Below are 15,665 nucleotides of genomic sequence, written 5' to 3' on the forward strand. Positions count from 1 at the left end.
CAAATTCCGCAGATGTCACCTCAACATAAGGTGGAGGCCATGACAGAACAGGCCTCGGCAGCGGAATCGGAAACTCCGGATATCCCGGGCAAGCCGACCGCGGCCTCCCGGACGACTCTCAGCCACATCATGACCCACAACGACACGAACCTGCTGGGGACCGTGCACGGTGGCGTGATCATGAAGCTCGTCGACGACGCGGCGGGCGCGGTGGCCGGGCGCCACTCCGGCGGGCCCGCCGTCACCGCGTCCATGGACGAGATGGTCTTCCTGGAGCCGGTCCGCGTCGGCGACCTCGTCCATGTGAGGGCCCAGGTCAACTGGACCGGCCGGACGTCCATGGAGGTCGGCGTGCGCGTCCTGGCCGAACGCTGGAACGAGTCCGCCCCGGCCACCCAGGTCGGCTCGGCCTACCTGGTCTTCGCCGCCGTCGACGCCGACGGCAAGCCCCGCCCGGTGCCGCCGGTCGTCCCCGAGACGGAACGCGACAAGCGCCGCTACCAGGAGGCCCAGATCCGCCGCACCCACCGCCTGGCCCGCCGCCGCGCCATCAGGGAACTCCGGGAGCGGCGCGCGGCCGAGGGGTACGAGGACTGACCTCGCGCTTCGAGGCAAGCCCACGATGGGCTACCGGCATCCCACCTCGTCGCCCCGTACGACCGTCGACTCCGCCTGGTCCGGGTCCTCCGCGCGCACCTTGCGCACGGTGCGGAAGTCCGGCCCCGCGATCACCTTCAGGGTCGGTCCCAGACCGGGCACCGCCCGCAGCTCGCTGCCCGGCAGCGCGGCCGCGAGTGACCCCGCCGAGCGGTCCCAACGGGGATCGTGGGCCACGACCGTGCGCTTGACGGTGTGGTCCGCCGTCACCGGCCGTCCCGTCGTACGGAACCCCGTCGCCGCGAGCGCCGTGTCCACCCGTCGGCCGAGCCCGGACGTCGTCGTGCCGTTCTCCACCTGGACGCGGATCTGCTCCGGGGCCACCTCGACGCGCGTGAACGGGCTGCGCGGCCGGGTCCCGGCGGACAGCTGCCTGTCGTCGCGCAGGGCCCGGAAGACGCGCTCGGAGCGGGCCGGGTCCCACTTCAGTGTCGAGCCGATGCCCCGCACCGCGTAACCCACCTGACCGATCGGCACCGTCGTGAACTCCGACGACGAGGGCGAGAAATTGCGCATCGCCCGCCCCAGGTCCAGCAGTTCGTCCGTGCCGAACCCCCGGTCCGCCCGCACCGACCCCAGCACCGCCCGTGCCACGTCCCTGAACCGCAGCGGGTTCAGCAGGACACCGGAGGAACTCGCACGGTCCACCAGGGCCGCCAGGAAACGCTGCTGGCGCTTCATCCGGCCCAGGTCGGAGGCCGTGTCGACGTGCCGGGAACGCACGTACTGCAGCGCTGCCCCGCCGTTGAGCGTGTGCGTGCCGGCCGGGAGGTCGAGGCCCGTGTAGGTGTCCTTCAACGGCTCGGCGGTACAGATCCGCACCCCGCCGAGCACGTCCACCGTCTTCATGAAGCTGGTGAAGTCGACCTCCAGATAGTGGTCGATCTTCACCCGGGTCATGTGCTCGACGGTCCGCACGGTCAACTGCGGCCCGCCCTCCGCGTACGCCGCGTTGATCTTCAGCGGATGTCCCGCGTGCCGCTTCCCGGTCGTCCGGTCGATGTGCGCGGGCGTCTCGACGAACGAGTCGCGCGGCAGACTGACCACGCTCACCCGCTCCCGGTCCGCCGAGATGTGCACGATCATGATCGTGTCCGTGCAGTGGCAGGGTTCCCCGCCCAGCCGGTACCTGCGCCGCTCCGCCCGTGAGATCTTCTCGCGCCCGTCGGTCCCCACCAGCAGCACGTTCATGCCGTGGCCCGCCCGGGGCCGGTTCTTCATGTCCTTGAAGGCGTCCACCCGGTCGATGCCCGAGTCGAGGCCGGCGACCAGCGAGTGCCCGATCCCGGCGGCGGCCAGCACCACCACCGACAGCGTGGTCGCCGCCCGCATGGCCCAACGCGGCCGTTTGCGCCGTACGGGCATCCGGCCCGGGCGGCGGGACGGGGTCGGGGGGCGCTGCGGCCGGGCGGGGGGCCGAGGCGGCGTGGGCAAGATGACACCTCCGGGCTGCGGCCGTGACGTGGGGGGATCCGTGAGCACCGTAGGCCCATACGATCTGTCGACCGGAGCAGCGCACCCGGCGGGGCGCGGGGCTGTCCCCCGTTCGCGGTAACGTGAGCCCCCTATGAACGCCAACTCCGACGTGCAGCTCCCCGCCGTGTCCGTGATCATGCCCGTCCTCAACGAGGAGCGGCATCTGCGCGGAGCCGTCCAAGCGATCCTCGCGCAGGAGTACGCCGGCGAGATGGAGGTCGTCATCGCCCTCGGTCCGTCCACGGACCGCACGGACGAGATCGCCGCCCAGCTCGTGGCCGAAGACGCGCGCGTGCACACCGTGCCGAACCCGACGGGCCGTACGCCGGCCGCGCTGAACGCCGCGATCAAGGCCTCCCGCCATCCGATCGTCGTGCGCGTCGACGGACACGGCATGCTCTCGCCGAACTACATCGCCACGGCCGTACGGCTGCTGGAGGAGACCGGCGCGCAGAACGTCGGCGGCATCATGCACGCCGAGGGCGAGAACGACTGGGAGCACGCCGTCGCGGCCGCGATGACCTCGAAGATCGGCGTCGGGAACGCGGCCTTCCACACCGGTGGCCAGGCCGCTCCCGCGGAGACGGTCTACCTCGGCGTCTTCCGGCGCGAGGCGCTGGAGCAACAGGGCGGCTACAACGAGGAGTTCATCCGCGCCCAGGACTGGGAGCTCAACTTCCGGATACGGGAGGCGGGCGGGCTGATCTGGTTCTCGCCGGAGCTGCGGGTGTCCTACCGTCCGCGGCCCAGCGTGAAGGCGCTCGCCAAGCAGTACAAGGACTACGGGCGTTGGCGGCACGTCGTCGCCCGCTACCACGAGGGCTCCATCAACCTGCGCTACCTCGCCCCGCCGACCGCCGTGTGCGCGATCGCGGCCGGGATCCTGGTGGGCGGCCTGCTCACCCCGTGGGGCTTCGTCGTCCCCGGCGGCTACCTCGCGGCGATCGTCGCCGGGTCGCTGCCCGCGGGCAAGGGGCTGCCGCTGAAGGCGCGGCTGCAGATCCCGGTGGCTCTCGCCACCATGCACATGTCGTGGGGCTGGGGCTTCCTCACCAGCCCCCGCGCTCTGGCCAGGAAGGTCATCGCCTCCCGCCGCCCGGCGGTCCTCACCTCGCAGTGAGCACCGCCGCACGGGGCCCGGGCCCCCGCCCTACCAGGTGAAGCCCGGGGCGATGTCCATGCAGGCCGACTTGTCGGAGGCGTTGAGGGCGTTGGCCGTGTCGGGCGTCGTGTCGTCCTCCTTCGGCGCCTCGTAGGCCGTACCCGACCGCCAGTCCGCGCCGACGACGAGGGTGACGCCGGATACGTCCGTGGACTTCTTCACCGCGCTGGTGGGAAGGCCGAGGACCTTGGCCACCCGCTCCGCGTCGCCCTGGAGGTCGGCGCTCGGGTAGCGGATCACCGTGGTCTTCTCGGACGCCGCCGTCGAGGGGTCCGCCACGGCCTGCGTGAAGCCCTTGCCGACCAGCAGGTCCTTCACGGCCGTCGCGCGCCCGCGGGCGGCGCCCAGCGTGGCGTCGGCGGTGCCGTTGCGGACCTGCACCGCGATCTCGCCGTCCGCGGCGGCCGGATCGGTCGCGGTCGGCTCCTCGGTGGCCTTCTTCTTGTCCTTGCCCTTGTCCTTGCCGTCGAGGGCGATGTCCTCACGCACCAGCCGGAACAGCTTGTCGGCGTCCTCGGTGGGCTCCACCCGCTCGCCGACGTACTGGTTCGGCATCGTCGTCATGGTGATGCGCTCGGTCGGCACCTTCTTCAGCTCGTTGGCCAGGTCGTACATCTTCTTGAGGCTGCCCAGGTCCGGGTCCACCGTGATCGCCTTCGTGGCGGCCTCGGCGAGCTTGCGCAGCTTGTTCGGGTTGCTGAGCGTGGCGTTCTCACGCAGCTCGCGGACCATCGAGTTCATGTACTGGTGCTGGGCCTTGGCGCGCGCGAGGTCGGTGTTGTCCTCGAAGCCGTAGCGGGTGCGCAGCCACTGCAGGGCCTGCTTGCCCTTGATGGGCCAGGTGCCCTCCTTGAGCCTGAGGCCCGAGCCCTTGCCGTCGCGGGTGTGCGAGTACACGTTGTCCCGCACACAGACCGGGACACCGCCGATCGCGTCCGCCATCGACACCACACCCGAGAAGTCGATCATCATGAAGTGGTCGATGTGGATGTCGGTGAGCTTCTCCCAGGTCGCCACCGTGCAGCCCGGACCACCCCGGCTCAGCGAGCGGTTGGTGATCTTCCGGGTGAGCGCCTCGAACTTCTCGCCGGTCTTCGGGTCGGTGCACCTGGGGATGTTCACCAGCGTGTCGCGCGGCATGCTGACGACCGACATGTTGGAGCGGTCCGCCGACACGTGCAGCAGCATCTGGACGTCCGCGAGCGGCGGACCGTCGAAGGTGTCCTTGGCACCGCCGAGCTTCTGGTTCTCCTTGGTGTTCCGCGCGTCCGAACCGATGAGGAGGATGTTCAGCGGCGTCTGACCGGCGGCGTTGGCCTCCGTCTTGGCGGCCCGGTCCTTCTCGTCGCCGATGTTCAGCGCGTCCTTCTTGATGTTGCTGTTCAGATGGCGGTAGTAGAGGTACCCGGCCCCGGCGGTGCCCAGTATCACCATCGTCAGCACCGACGCCGACCAGCGCAGCGCGCGCCGTCTGCGTGGCCCCCGTCCGGCGCCGCGCGCGCCGCCACGGCGCCGGCCCCCACTGCCGCCGCGCCGGCCACGCCCGCCCGGTGTCCCCTCGCCCCGCGATCCGGAGGACGACGTGTCCCCGGCCGCGGGCGCCTCCCCCCGCACACTGCTGCCCGCCAACTCCAGCCCCTCCCCACCCTGCGCCTGCCACGGGTCCGCCCCGCGCCCCGTTAGACGCTTGACGGACCCGTTTGGTTAGGTCATCCGACGTGTCGTTCAGATGACTTGACCCGCTTTTTGGATCACTCGGCGCACATGTGGGCTCACTTGGCGCACTCGACCTTGTCCGCCGTGGACTTCTCGACGTCAGGGGCCTTCGTCGGGGCGGTGAGCGAGACGCCCGCGCCCTTGAAGTCCTTGCCCAGGGTCAGTGTTATCGCCGGCAGTCCCTGCGAGTTGGTCACGCTCTTGCCCGGCTTCATCGCGGCCCCGGAGAGCCCCATGAGCTCGGCGAGCTTGCGTGCCTGGTCGGCCTCGTCGGGCCCGTACACGAGGGTGGTCCTGCTCAGCTGCGCCGGCGCGTTGCCGCCGTTCTCGGACTTCTCCACGCCCTCGGTGTTCTGGAGCCAGTTGAGCGTCTCCTGCGCGCTGCCGGCCGGAGCCCCGCCGTTGAGGACCCGCACCCGCACGTCGGAGGCCTCGGACTTGGTGCCCTCCAGCCGGGCGGCCTCGGCCTTGGCGGCCGCGCTCTTCTTCTCCTTCTCCTTCTGCTTCACCGCGGTGAAGGAGACGTCGTCCTGGATCGCCTGGAAGACCTGGGGCGCCGTCGCCGGGTTGGGGATGACCGTCGCCTTAATCTTCTCGGCAGGGTTGTCGACCACCGGCACGGTGACGAAGGTCAGGTTCTTGGTGTCGAGCTTGCCCAGCTCCAGACCGAGGTCCTTGAGCTTGCCGATGCTGTCCAGCTTGGAGTCGACGGTCAGCGCCTTGGTGCCCGCCTCGGCCAGCTTGATCATCTTGGTCGGGCTGGTGAGGGTGTCGTTGGACTTCAGCTTGCGCATCAGCGCGCTGAGGAACTGCTGCTGCAGCGCGATCCGGCTCAGATCGCCGCCCAAGCCGACGGCGTGCCGGGTGCGGACGAAGGCCAGCGCCGTCTCGCCCTCGATGTGCCGCGTGCCCTTCTTCAGGTTCAGGTGCGAGTCCGGGTCCTTGATGTCCTTGGCGAGGCACACATCCACGCCGCCGACCGCGCTGGTCAGCGTCTTGACCGCGTTGAAGTCGGCGACCATGAAGTTGTCCGGGGTGATCCCGGTCAGCTCGGTGACCGTGCGCATGGTGCAGCTGGGCGTGCGCTCGTACTGGCCGAGGCTGGTGTTGAAGCGGACGTTCCGCGTGCCCGGGATGACCTTGGTGGAGCCGTCCTCCTGCGTGGTCGGGCAGTCCGGCACGTTCACGATGAGGTCGCGCGGGATGCTGAGCACGGTGCCGTTCGTACGGTCCTTGGAGACGTGCAGCAGCAGCGTGGTGTCGGCGTGGCCGACGCTGCCGGCGTCGCCGTAGCCCTCGTTGCCCGCGCCGGTGCGCTTGTCGGTGCCGATCAACAGGATGTTGATGGCCTTGTCCTTCTGGAAGCCACCGGTGCTCGCACCGTCGTCCGGCGAGGACGCGATGTTGTTGTTGAGGTGCTCGATGTAGAGGTAGGCCGCTCCGGCCGCGGCGAGCACGATGAACGCCATCGTGCCGCCGGTCCACGCCAGGACCTTCTTCGCCTTCGACTTCTTCTTCACCGGCCGGCGTCCGCGCCGCCCGGGCAGCGGATCCTCGGGTGCGGGCGCACCCCGCCGCCTGCGCGGCCCCGGGACCTCACGGCCGGGCGCGCCCGGCAGATCCCGGCTGGGCGCGGCCGTACCGCCGCGCGCCGCGCCGCCGGTGCCGGGTCCCGATCCGCGCGAGGCGGGTCTACGGGGCCCGGGAACCGCCGACTGCGGTGCGGAAGCACTCAGTCGCAGTTCGTATTCACCGGTGTTCGGATTGAGCACCCACTGGTCTGCGGGGTCGATGTTGTCCGCCCGCCCACGGCCTTGCGCGTCCACGGTTGTCTGAATCCTCCGTCGGGGCCACGCGGCGCCTTTCCCCTCCAAGGCGCTCGGGTCTCGTACAAAAGTGCGCGACCCCAGGGCGGACCTACTGGGCCGGGTGCACCGGATCGCTCACACTATCCGCCCAGTTCAGCGTCAAGCGACGACGGTGACAAATTCCACGTCCCTACAACTGGGCAATTCGCCCATTTCTTTGAACTGGGGTTCGCCAACTTGGCAAGCGCTTTACTCGCAGGTGTGCTCGGCGGCCGTGTTGCCGCTGAACGTGGGGGCGGGCGAATCGGCCCCGCCGGGTTCCCGGGAGCCCTTCCCGAGCCTGATTTCGGCGCTCGAACCGCCTCCCTGGGCGACTTCCACGGGCTCGTCCCGGCGCAAGCGCTCGAACAGTTTCTCGGCCTCCGGCTCCATGAGCTGGTCGCGATCGGCGTTGTAGAGGTACGACTCCCTCGGAACGGTCAGGAAGCGCACATGTTCGGTGGGGATGTTCCGCACCCCGCGTACGAGTTGGTACAAACCACGCAGACTGGCCAGACCGGGGTCGGTGGTGAGGGAGGACGTGGCCGCGTCCAGCAGTGGGTAGAGCTTCACCGGGTTCAGCAGAACGTCATTGCTCTGCACCTTGTTGACGAGCGCCCCGAGGAACCGCTGCTGCCGGCCCATGCGTTCGGTGTCGCTGCCGTCCCCCAGTGACTTGCGGGCCCGCACGTACCCGAGTGCCTGCTCCCCGTTCAGCGTCACCCGCCCCGCGGGCAGGCGCAGCTTGGCGGCCTTGTCGTTGACGGGCTCCTTGAGGCAGATCTGGACCCCGTCGACTGCATCCACCATCTTCGTGAACCCGTGGAAGTCGACGACGACGTGATGGTCGACGCGGATGTCGGTCAGCTTCTCGACGGTACGGATGGTGCAGGCCGACCCGCCCGTCTGGAAGGCGGAGTTGAACATCGCGAACCTGGGGCCGGTGCGGGTGCCGTCGGGCCGCCGGCAGCTGGGTACGTCCACCATGAGGTCGCGCGGCAGCGAGATCGCCGTGGCGCTGTCCCGTTTCGCGGCCAGATGCAACAGGATCGTCGTGTCCGACCGCTCGGTCCCGCTGTCCCGCCCGTACTTGCGGTTGCCGTCCCCCGAACGCGAGTCCGACCCGATCAACAGGATGTTCTGCGCACCGCTCACCAGTGAGGTCGGCCGGTCCTTCTCGTACCGCCTGAGCTCGGCCTCGGCCGCTTCGTCGGCGGTGATGTTGCCGTCCAGCTTCAGATAGACCCCCCAGCCCACTCCCACCACCAGGATCAACAGCCCACCGACCCCGCCCGCCCCCCACCGCACCCACCGCCGCCGCTTCCGCCGCGCCAGCCCCACCCCCAGAGCGGAAACCCCGGCCCCTGGCCCCACATCACCACCCACGTCCACCTCCGCCCCCCAACCAGCCGACCCGCGCGTCTCCACCTACGACGATGGCGCGGGACGGGCGGGGGTGCGGGGTGGGGGTGAGCCGAATGGGTGAGGGGGCCCGGCGGCAACCCCTCAGGGCCGGGGGCGGCCCCGCCGTCGGCAGTCCTCGGGCAGCCCCGCCGGCCCGGCCCGGGAAGCCCCGAACGGCCCGGGACACCGCAACCGGAAGACGACCATCACACGATCGAGCAATTGCGGCCTTGGGCACACTCCCCGGCGGGCGGTAGACCGGCGGGCGGTAGACCACCCCCCGCCCCCCGAAGGGCTACCGCGCCGTGGCCGTGACCCGCTCGCTCTCGATCCGCTTGGCCACCGCTTCCCCCTCCAGCATCTCCAGATGCTGGCACAACACCACGGACCCCCCCGTCGCCAACGGCGCGTACAACCCCGCGCTCAATCCCTCCCACGTGTCGTACGGCAGAGCCGACAGCACCCGAGCCCCCGGCCCCGTGAGCCCCACCGTCGGCGCCTCCGCCGACGCCCGCTCCACGATCTCCGCCCCGCTGAACTCCCGCCCGGCCACGATCAGCGCCGCCGCGTCCGGATCCACCGGCGCGTACGGCACGAACCGGTCCCCATGACTGGGCACGTCCACCGCGTAGTCGGCGTACCCCTCCGGAGGGGACGGCACGAACCGCCGCCCCAACGGGGCCAACGACAACGCGTACCGCTCGCCCCGGCACGCCAGCCCCGCCTCGAACTCCCCGGGCCCGGCCACGACGAAGTCCGCCCGCCCCGCGTCACCGCCCACGTCCGCGACGACCCCCACCGACGAACACGCCAGCAGCCACACAGCCGTCTGCCAGTGCGCGGGCAGCAACAGCGCGACCCGGTCACCGGGTTCCGCGGACAGCCCGTCCTGAAGGAGGTTCGCGGTCTTGGCCACCCAATTGGCGAAGGTGGCCACGGACAATTCGACCCGCTCGCCCGTGGCATCGTCGTAGAAGGTCACCAAGGGCCGCGCGGGGTCCGCGGCAAGCGCGGAACGCAGCAGGTCGGCAGGGGTGCGATCAGTGGCGTTCACCCGCGCAAGCGTACGCGCCGACACACCTTCCCACCCACCGCCGGACCCATCGCCACCCCACCGCTCCACCACCGGATCGGACGAACGGCGCCCGACAGTCCGTCAGTTCCCCGATGGACAGAAATCATCAGATATGTCCAGGATCGGGGGCATGCATGGATTGCTTGCTTCTTCGATCGGTGTCACCTGTGCGGCCGCCCTCGCCCTCCCGCCGGCCCCGCACCCCGGACACCCGGCCCACCTCGGCCGCCCTGGCCTTCCCGACCTCCCCGGCAGCACCCAGTCGCTGCCCCTCGCCCCCCTCTCCCGTGCCCGTGGCCCCGCCGCCGACCAGGGCCTGCCCCGCCGCGACGTACGGCACTTCTCCCTCGTCGGCGTCATCTGGGACGATCCGGCCACAGAACTGCACGGCAGCGTCCAGGTCCGGACCCGCGCGGCAGGCACCGGCACCTGGTCCGGCTGGCAGGACGTGGAGACGCACAACGCCGACCACGGCGCCGACCCCGACACCGCGGAAGGCACCTCGGGCCGGGTACGCGGCGCAACCACACCACTGTGGGTGGGTGATTCGGACGGCGTCGAGGTACGCGTCCACGCGGACGACGACACCGACCGGTCCGCCGGCACCCGCGCCCCCCGCGCGGTTACGTCCGCCGCCCCCCTCCCCTCCGGTCTGCGCCTCGAACTCGTCGACCCGGGCGCCGACGACCCCGCCGAGCGGGCTGGCGCCGCCCCGCCCCGCCACGTCCCGGTGCACGCCCCGCGCACCGGCCCCCTGCGCAACCCCGACGACCAGACCGCCCTGAGCACGGAGGCCGCCGCGGCCTCAGCCACCAACACCGACCTCCTGCGCGTCCCGCTCGGCGCCACCGACATCCCCGCGCTGAGCCCGCAGGAGACCGAGGAGGAGCTCTCCAGCCTGGGCGAAGGCGAACTGACGGAGCAGCAGCGGGCGAAGCCGTACATCGGCCCCCGCCCGCACATCGTCACCCGGCGCGGCTGGGGGGCCGACGAGTCGCTGCGCGAGAGGACGTTCGTCTACACGAAGAAGGTCAAGGCCGCCTTCGTGCACCACACCGCGTCCGGCAACGCGTACACATGTTCGCAGTCTCCCTCGCTCATCCGGGGTATCTACCGCTACCACGTCAGAAGCATGGGCTGGCGGGACATCGGCTACAACTTCGTCGTCGACAAGTGCGGAACCATTTACGAAGGCCGCGCCGGCGGCGTGGCGAAGCCCGTCCTGGGCGCCCACACCCTCGGTTTCAACACCAACAGCATGGGGATCGCCGTACTCGGAACGTTCGGCTCGTCCAAACCGTCCTCCTCAGCGGTCAAGGGCATCGCCCGGCTGACGGCGTGGAAGCTGGGCCTGTTCGGGGCGAATCCGAACGGAAAGACATACCTGAAGTCCGGCGGTGGCAACCTCTACGCAAAAGGTAGGAACGTGCGACTGCATGTGATCTCCGGACACCGGGATGGTTTCGCCACGGAATGCCCAGGGCGGAAGCTCTACGGCAAGCTCGGCTCGGCCCGCTCGACGGCGGCGCGTTATCAGGGGCGCTGACCCGGGGGATACGGGACGAGTACGGGAACGCACCCGAACCGCACGGCCATCGAAGGCGCCACACAACGGTCTGCATACACTGGCCGGTCGAAAGACAGTTCGGCCGGTCCCGGCAGGAAGCAGAGACGAAGGTGACAGAAGCGATCCTCCTGGTCGGCGGCAAGGGCACCCGGCTGCGCCCGCTCACGGTGCACACGCCCAAGCCCATGGTCAGGGCGGCGGGGGTGCCGTTCCTCACGCACCAGTTGGCGCGGGCGAGAGCGGCGGGCGTGGAACACATCGTGCTCGCGACGAGCTATCTGGCGGAGGTCTTCGAACCGTACTTCGGCGACGGTGCGTCGCTCGGACTCCACATCGAGTACGTCACGGAGGAGGAGCCCCTGGGCACGGGCGGCGCGATCCGCAATGTCGCGTCCCGTCTGCACTCGGGCCCCGACGACCCGGTCCTGATCTTCAATGGCGACATCCTGACGGGACTGGACATCCGCAGACTCGTCGACACCCACGAGACGACGGGCGCGGACGTCTCCCTGCACCTGACCAAGGTGACCGACCCACGCGCGTACGGCCTCGTCCCCACCGACGACACCGGGCGGGTCCTCGCCTTCCTGGAGAAGCCGCAGACACCCGAGGAGATCGTCACCGACCAGATCAACGCGGGCGCCTACGTCTTCCGCCGCTCGGTCATCGACACGATCCCGCTCGGCCGCCCGGTCTCCGTCGAACGCGAGACCTTCCCCGACCTCCTCGCGGCCGGGGCGCACCTGCAGGGCATGGTGGACTCGACGTACTGGCTCGACCTCGGCACCCCGGCGGCCTTCGTCCGCGGCTCCGCCGACCTCGTCCTGGGGCGTGCCCCGTCCCCCGCGGTCCCCGGCCGCTGCGGTGACCGCCTGGTCCTGCCGACGGCGACCGTCGCACCCGACGCGAAGCTGACCGGCGGAACGGTCGTCGGCGAGGGCGCGTTCGTCGCGGAGGGCGCCCGGGTCTTCGGCTCGACGATCCTGCCCGGCGCCGTCATCGAACCCGGCGCCGTCATCACCGACTCCCTCATCGGCACCCGGGCCCGCGTCGGCGAGCGTTCCGTCCTCACCGGCACGGTCATCGGCGACGGCGCGGTCATCGGCCCCGACAACGAACTCCGGGACGGCGCCCGGGTCTGGTGCGACGCCAAGATCCCAGCGGGCGCGGTCCGCTTCTCCTCGGACGAGTAACCCGGACGGTCCTCCCCGACGCCGGTCGGCATTCCAGCCCGTCCGGCGTTTGAGGACGAGGCCCGTTCAGGGCCGAAGCGGGGGTCAGGGGGCGCAGCCCCCAGGGGACGGGACGGGTAGGGGCGGCGGGGGCGAACCACTCGACGGCGACCCTCACACCGCGCACCGTCGACGCACGGCCCACCAAGCCGACTGCAGAGCCGACGTCAAAGCCGTCCTATGTCGAACCGCGGCATCTTCGGTGCCCGCCGGGCCGGCACAACCCCGCTCAGCAGGATCAACCGAGCCGCCCGGTGCCGCTGCCCCGCATACGGCTCCAGCAACGACAACATCACCTCATCGTCCGCGTCCCGGTCCCCGGCCAACGCCCATCCCACGATCCCCGGCAGATGCAGATCCCCCACGGTCACCTCGTCCGGCGCCCCGTGACTGCGCTGCACCGTCTCCGCCGACGTCCACGGCCCGATCCCCGACACCAGCTGCAGCCGCGCCCGAGCCGCCGCCGGCTCCATCCCGACCGCCTCCTCCAGCCGCTCCGCCACCCGTACGGCCCGCAGGATCGTCGACGCCCGCTTGTTGTCGACCCCGACCCGGTGCCACTCCCACGACGGAATCAGCGCCCAGGTCCGAGGCCCGGGCAGCACGGCCATCCGCTCGGGCGCGGGCCCGGGCGCCGGCTCCCCGAACTTCCGTACCAGCAACCGCCACGCCCGGTACGCCTCGTCGGTCGTGACCTTCTGCTCCAGGATCGACGGGATCAACGACTCCAGCACCCGCCCCGTCCGCGTCAGCCGCAACCCCGGCCGCCGATGCCGCGCGAGCGCGACGACCCGGTGCCGGGGCACGAAGACGGACGGGTCGTCGGCGGCCCCGAGCAACTCCGGCAACTGCTCCAGCAGCCACTCCGCCCCGGGCCCCCACGCCTGACCGCGCACCTCACCGCCGACCGCGACGACCCGCAGCGTCCCCGCCCCCGCGGGGGTCAGACAGGTCCGCCAGACCGCCCCGTCCCGCGTCGCCCGGAACGTCGGATCCCCGGGCCCCCGCCGCAGCGGCCCGAGCACGAGCCCCAGATCGAACGGCCCGTCCGGCACCCACGTCCGCACCCGCACGCGCTCGCGCACCGGCCCCCCGGCCTGCCCGGGCACACCCGGGGGCACGGCGACATGCCCACCGCGCACGGTTGTACGCGTGGGCCGCGGAGCGAATCGTCCTGCCACGGGAAAGTCCCCGGAGAGTCGAAGGGGGTGCCTACGAGACTGAGATTAGGCGGCCGGAAAGAGCCGTACGAGACGCGCCCTCACCGCACCTCGATGAACACCCCCGCATCCCGCTCGCCCCGAGCCCTCGGCTCCTCCGCCGGATGCCCGACCGCCACCGCACCCATCGGATCCCAGTCCTCCGGCAGCGCCAGCACCTCCCGCACGACGTCCCGGCAGAACATCGTCGACGACACCCACGCCGACCCCAGCCGCTCCCCGGCCAGCGCCACCAGGAAGTTCTGCACGCCCGCGCCCGTGGCGACCACGAACATCTCCCGCTCGGCCGCGTCCCGCCGCGCGTCCCCGTACGTGTGCGACCCGTCCATCACGAGACACGGCACCACCAGATACGGCGCGTTGCGCAGCACGTCCCCGCGCCGTATCCGCTTGGCGATGGACTCCTCCGACTTCCCGTCCCGCCGCAGGTCCGCGATCCACGCGTCCCGCATGGCATCCAGCAGCCGCGTCCGCGCCCCGGCCGACTCCAGCAGCACGAACCGCCACGGCGTCGTGTGGTGCGGTGCCGGTGCCGTCACGGCCGCGGCGACCGCCCGCCGTACCGCCCCGGGGTCGACGGGCTCGTCGGTGAAGGCCCGGATCGTGCGGCGCTGGGTGACCGCCAGCCGTACCGCCTCCGACGTCCCGAGCCGGAACATGTCGTCGCGCGCGCCGCGCACCATGGCCCGCGCGCCCTCCCCGTCGCCCTCGGCCAGCACGTGCGGCAGCCCGCGCAGGACGGCGACGGGCAGCCCGGCGGCCTTTCCCTTCACCAGGTCGCCGGCGGCGGCCAGTTCGTCCGCCGTGGCCACGACCGTCGCGCTGAGCGGGTTGCCGTGCGCGTCCGCACCCCCGCGCAGATCGTCGAGCACGTTGACGCCGGCCGCGCCGATCGCGACGTCGGTGAGTCCCGCGCGCCAGGGCCGCCCGAAGGTGTCGGTGACGACGACCCCGACCTCGACGCCGAGGGCGTCCCGCAGCCCGTCCCGGATCGCCCGCGCGGACGCGTCCGGGTCCTCGGGCAGCAACAGAACCGTCCCGGAAGGGGTGTTGGAGGCGTCCACGCCGGCCGCGGCCATCACGAGCCCCTGCCGGTTCTCCACGATCCGCAGCGGGCCGCGCCGCGCCACGACCCGGACGGTCTCGGCGTCGATCGCGGCCTCCCGGTCGGCCGCCTCGACCACGCGGCCCTCCGCCTTGGAGACGATCTTCGAGGTGACGAGGAGCACGTCCCCGTCGACCAGTCCGGGCGCGGCGGCGGCTATCAGCTTGGCGAGGTCGTCACCGGGGGCGACCTCCGGCAGGCCGGGTACGGCCCAGACCCGGTAGCCGTCGGCGGATGCGTCGCTCATGCGGTTCGTACCTCCTCGGCGAGCGCCAGCGCCTCCCGGGCCATCTGCGCGGCCGCGTCGAGGTCGGTCATCATCAGCGGTACGGCGCGGCAGCGGATGCCGGCCGCCTCTGTCCGCTCGACCGCGCCCGCGTCGACGGTGTCGACGAGCCAGCCGTCGAGGAGGCCCGAGCCGTAGTGCTCGGCGACCGCGGCGGCCGTGGACTCCACGCCGACGGCCGCGAGCACCTTGTCGGCCATGCCCCGCACGGGCGCGTCCCCGACGATGGGGGAGAGGCCCACCACCGGCACCCCGGCGTCGGCGATGGCCTCCCGGATGCCGGGGACGGCGAGGATCGTGCCGACGGACACGACCGGGTTGGACGGGGGGAAGAGGACGACGTCCGCCTCGGCGATGGCCTCCAGGACGCCTGGCGCGGGCTTGGCCTGCTCGGCGCCGACGGGGACGACCGCCTCGGCCGGCACGGAGGCCCGCAGCCGTACCCAGTACTCCTGGAAGTGGATCGCCTTGCGCTCGCCGTCCACCTCGACGGCGACGTGCGTCTCGACGCGGTCGTCGGTCATCGGGATCAGCCGTACGCCCGGCTTCCAGCGGTCGCACAGCGCCTCGGTCACCGCGCTCAGCGGAAACCCGGCGCCGATCATCTGCGTCCGCACGATGTGCGTGGCGAAGTCCCGGTCGCCGAGTCCGAACCACTCGGGCCCGACGCCGTAGGCGGCGAGCTCCTCCTTCAGGTGGAAGGTCTCGTCGGCCCGCCCCCAGCCCTGCTCCTCGTTGATGCCGTCGCCGAGCGTGTACATCACCGTGTCGAGGTCCGGGCAGACCTTCAGCCCGAAGAGGTGGATGTCGTCCCCGGTGTTGCCGATGACCGTGATGTCCGCGTCGGGCGCGGCCTGCTTCAGACCACGCAGGAAACGGGCACCGCCGATGCCGCCTGCCAGAACCACAATGCGCATG

At 71.4% G+C, this 15,665-nt stretch carries 12 protein-coding genes; 4 read left to right on the top strand and 8 right to left on the bottom strand.

What is annotated here, in order from left to right:
• Window positions 1-12: 12 nt before the first annotated feature.
• Window positions 13-597, top strand: a complete 585-nt coding sequence (locus tag IG99_RS24610) for an acyl-CoA thioesterase (protein ID WP_107056013.1) — start codon at window positions 13-15, stop codon at window positions 595-597.
• A 30-nt stretch (window positions 598-627) separates the two neighbouring features.
• Here IG99_RS24610 and IG99_RS24615 read toward each other — a convergent pair whose 3' ends face one another.
• On the bottom strand, window positions 628-2,091 hold the full coding sequence (locus IG99_RS24615) for an LCP family protein (RefSeq protein WP_463607322.1): 1,464 nt from the start codon (window positions 2,089-2,091) through the stop codon (window positions 628-630).
• A 133-nt stretch (window positions 2,092-2,224) separates the two neighbouring features.
• Between IG99_RS24615 and IG99_RS24620 the strand changes: the two genes are divergently transcribed.
• Window positions 2,225-3,253, top strand: a complete 1,029-nt coding sequence (locus tag IG99_RS24620) for a glycosyltransferase family 2 protein (protein ID WP_037677197.1) — start codon at window positions 2,225-2,227, stop codon at window positions 3,251-3,253.
• Between the two features lie 30 nt (window positions 3,254-3,283).
• Here the strand turns inward: IG99_RS24620 and IG99_RS24625 are convergent, their stop codons facing one another.
• From IG99_RS24625 to IG99_RS24640, 4 genes are all read right to left on the bottom strand, one after another.
• Window positions 3,284-4,924, bottom strand: coding sequence for an LCP family protein (locus tag IG99_RS24625; protein ID WP_463607324.1), 1,641 nt, complete (start codon window positions 4,922-4,924; stop codon window positions 3,284-3,286).
• A 143-nt stretch (window positions 4,925-5,067) separates the two neighbouring features.
• Window positions 5,068-6,837 (bottom strand): LCP family protein, encoded by a 1,770-nt coding sequence (locus IG99_RS24630; protein ID WP_037677199.1) that lies wholly within the window; start codon window positions 6,835-6,837, stop codon window positions 5,068-5,070.
• A 231-nt stretch (window positions 6,838-7,068) separates the two neighbouring features.
• Window positions 7,069-8,250, bottom strand: a complete 1,182-nt coding sequence (locus IG99_RS24635) for an LCP family protein (protein ID WP_078947879.1) — start codon at window positions 8,248-8,250, stop codon at window positions 7,069-7,071.
• Window positions 8,251-8,557: 307 nt separating this feature from the next.
• Entirely contained in the window at window positions 8,558-9,316 is a 759-nt protein-coding gene (locus IG99_RS24640; protein ID WP_037677203.1) for a TIGR03089 family protein, read from the bottom strand.
• Window positions 9,317-9,467: 151 nt separating this feature from the next.
• On the opposite strand from IG99_RS24640, the gene IG99_RS24645 reads away from it, so the two are divergent.
• The gene (locus IG99_RS24645; RefSeq protein ID WP_037677206.1) at window positions 9,468-10,883 is read left to right on the top strand and encodes a peptidoglycan recognition protein family protein; all 1,416 of its coding nucleotides are present in this window, start codon (window positions 9,468-9,470) and stop codon (window positions 10,881-10,883) included.
• A 131-nt stretch (window positions 10,884-11,014) separates the two neighbouring features.
• Complete coding sequence (gene manB, locus IG99_RS24650; protein WP_037677208.1) at window positions 11,015-12,097, top strand: mannose-1-phosphate guanylyltransferase; 1,083 nt, start codon at window positions 11,015-11,017, stop codon at window positions 12,095-12,097.
• Window positions 12,098-12,303: 206 nt separating this feature from the next.
• Here the strand turns inward: manB and IG99_RS24655 are convergent, their stop codons facing one another.
• From IG99_RS24655 to cofD, 3 genes are all read right to left on the bottom strand, one after another.
• A complete protein-coding gene (locus IG99_RS24655; protein ID WP_037677211.1) occupies window positions 12,304-13,317 on the bottom strand; it encodes a DNA-3-methyladenine glycosylase family protein in 1,014 nt (337 codons plus the stop codon).
• Between the two features lie 80 nt (window positions 13,318-13,397).
• Complete coding sequence (locus IG99_RS24660) at window positions 13,398-14,708, bottom strand: coenzyme F420-0:L-glutamate ligase (protein ID WP_037677213.1); 1,311 nt, start codon at window positions 14,706-14,708, stop codon at window positions 13,398-13,400.
• Entirely contained in the window at window positions 14,705-15,664 is a 960-nt protein-coding gene (cofD, locus tag IG99_RS24665; RefSeq protein WP_037677216.1) for a 2-phospho-L-lactate transferase, read from the bottom strand. Before cofD ends, IG99_RS24660 begins: the two co-directional genes overlap by 4 nt.
• Window position 15,665 lies beyond the last annotated feature (1 nt).

The sequence above is a fragment of the Streptomyces griseus subsp. griseus genome, assembly GCF_000720255.1.
GTDB classification, from domain to species: Bacteria; Actinomycetota; Actinomycetes; order Streptomycetales; family Streptomycetaceae; genus Streptomyces; species Streptomyces griseus_I.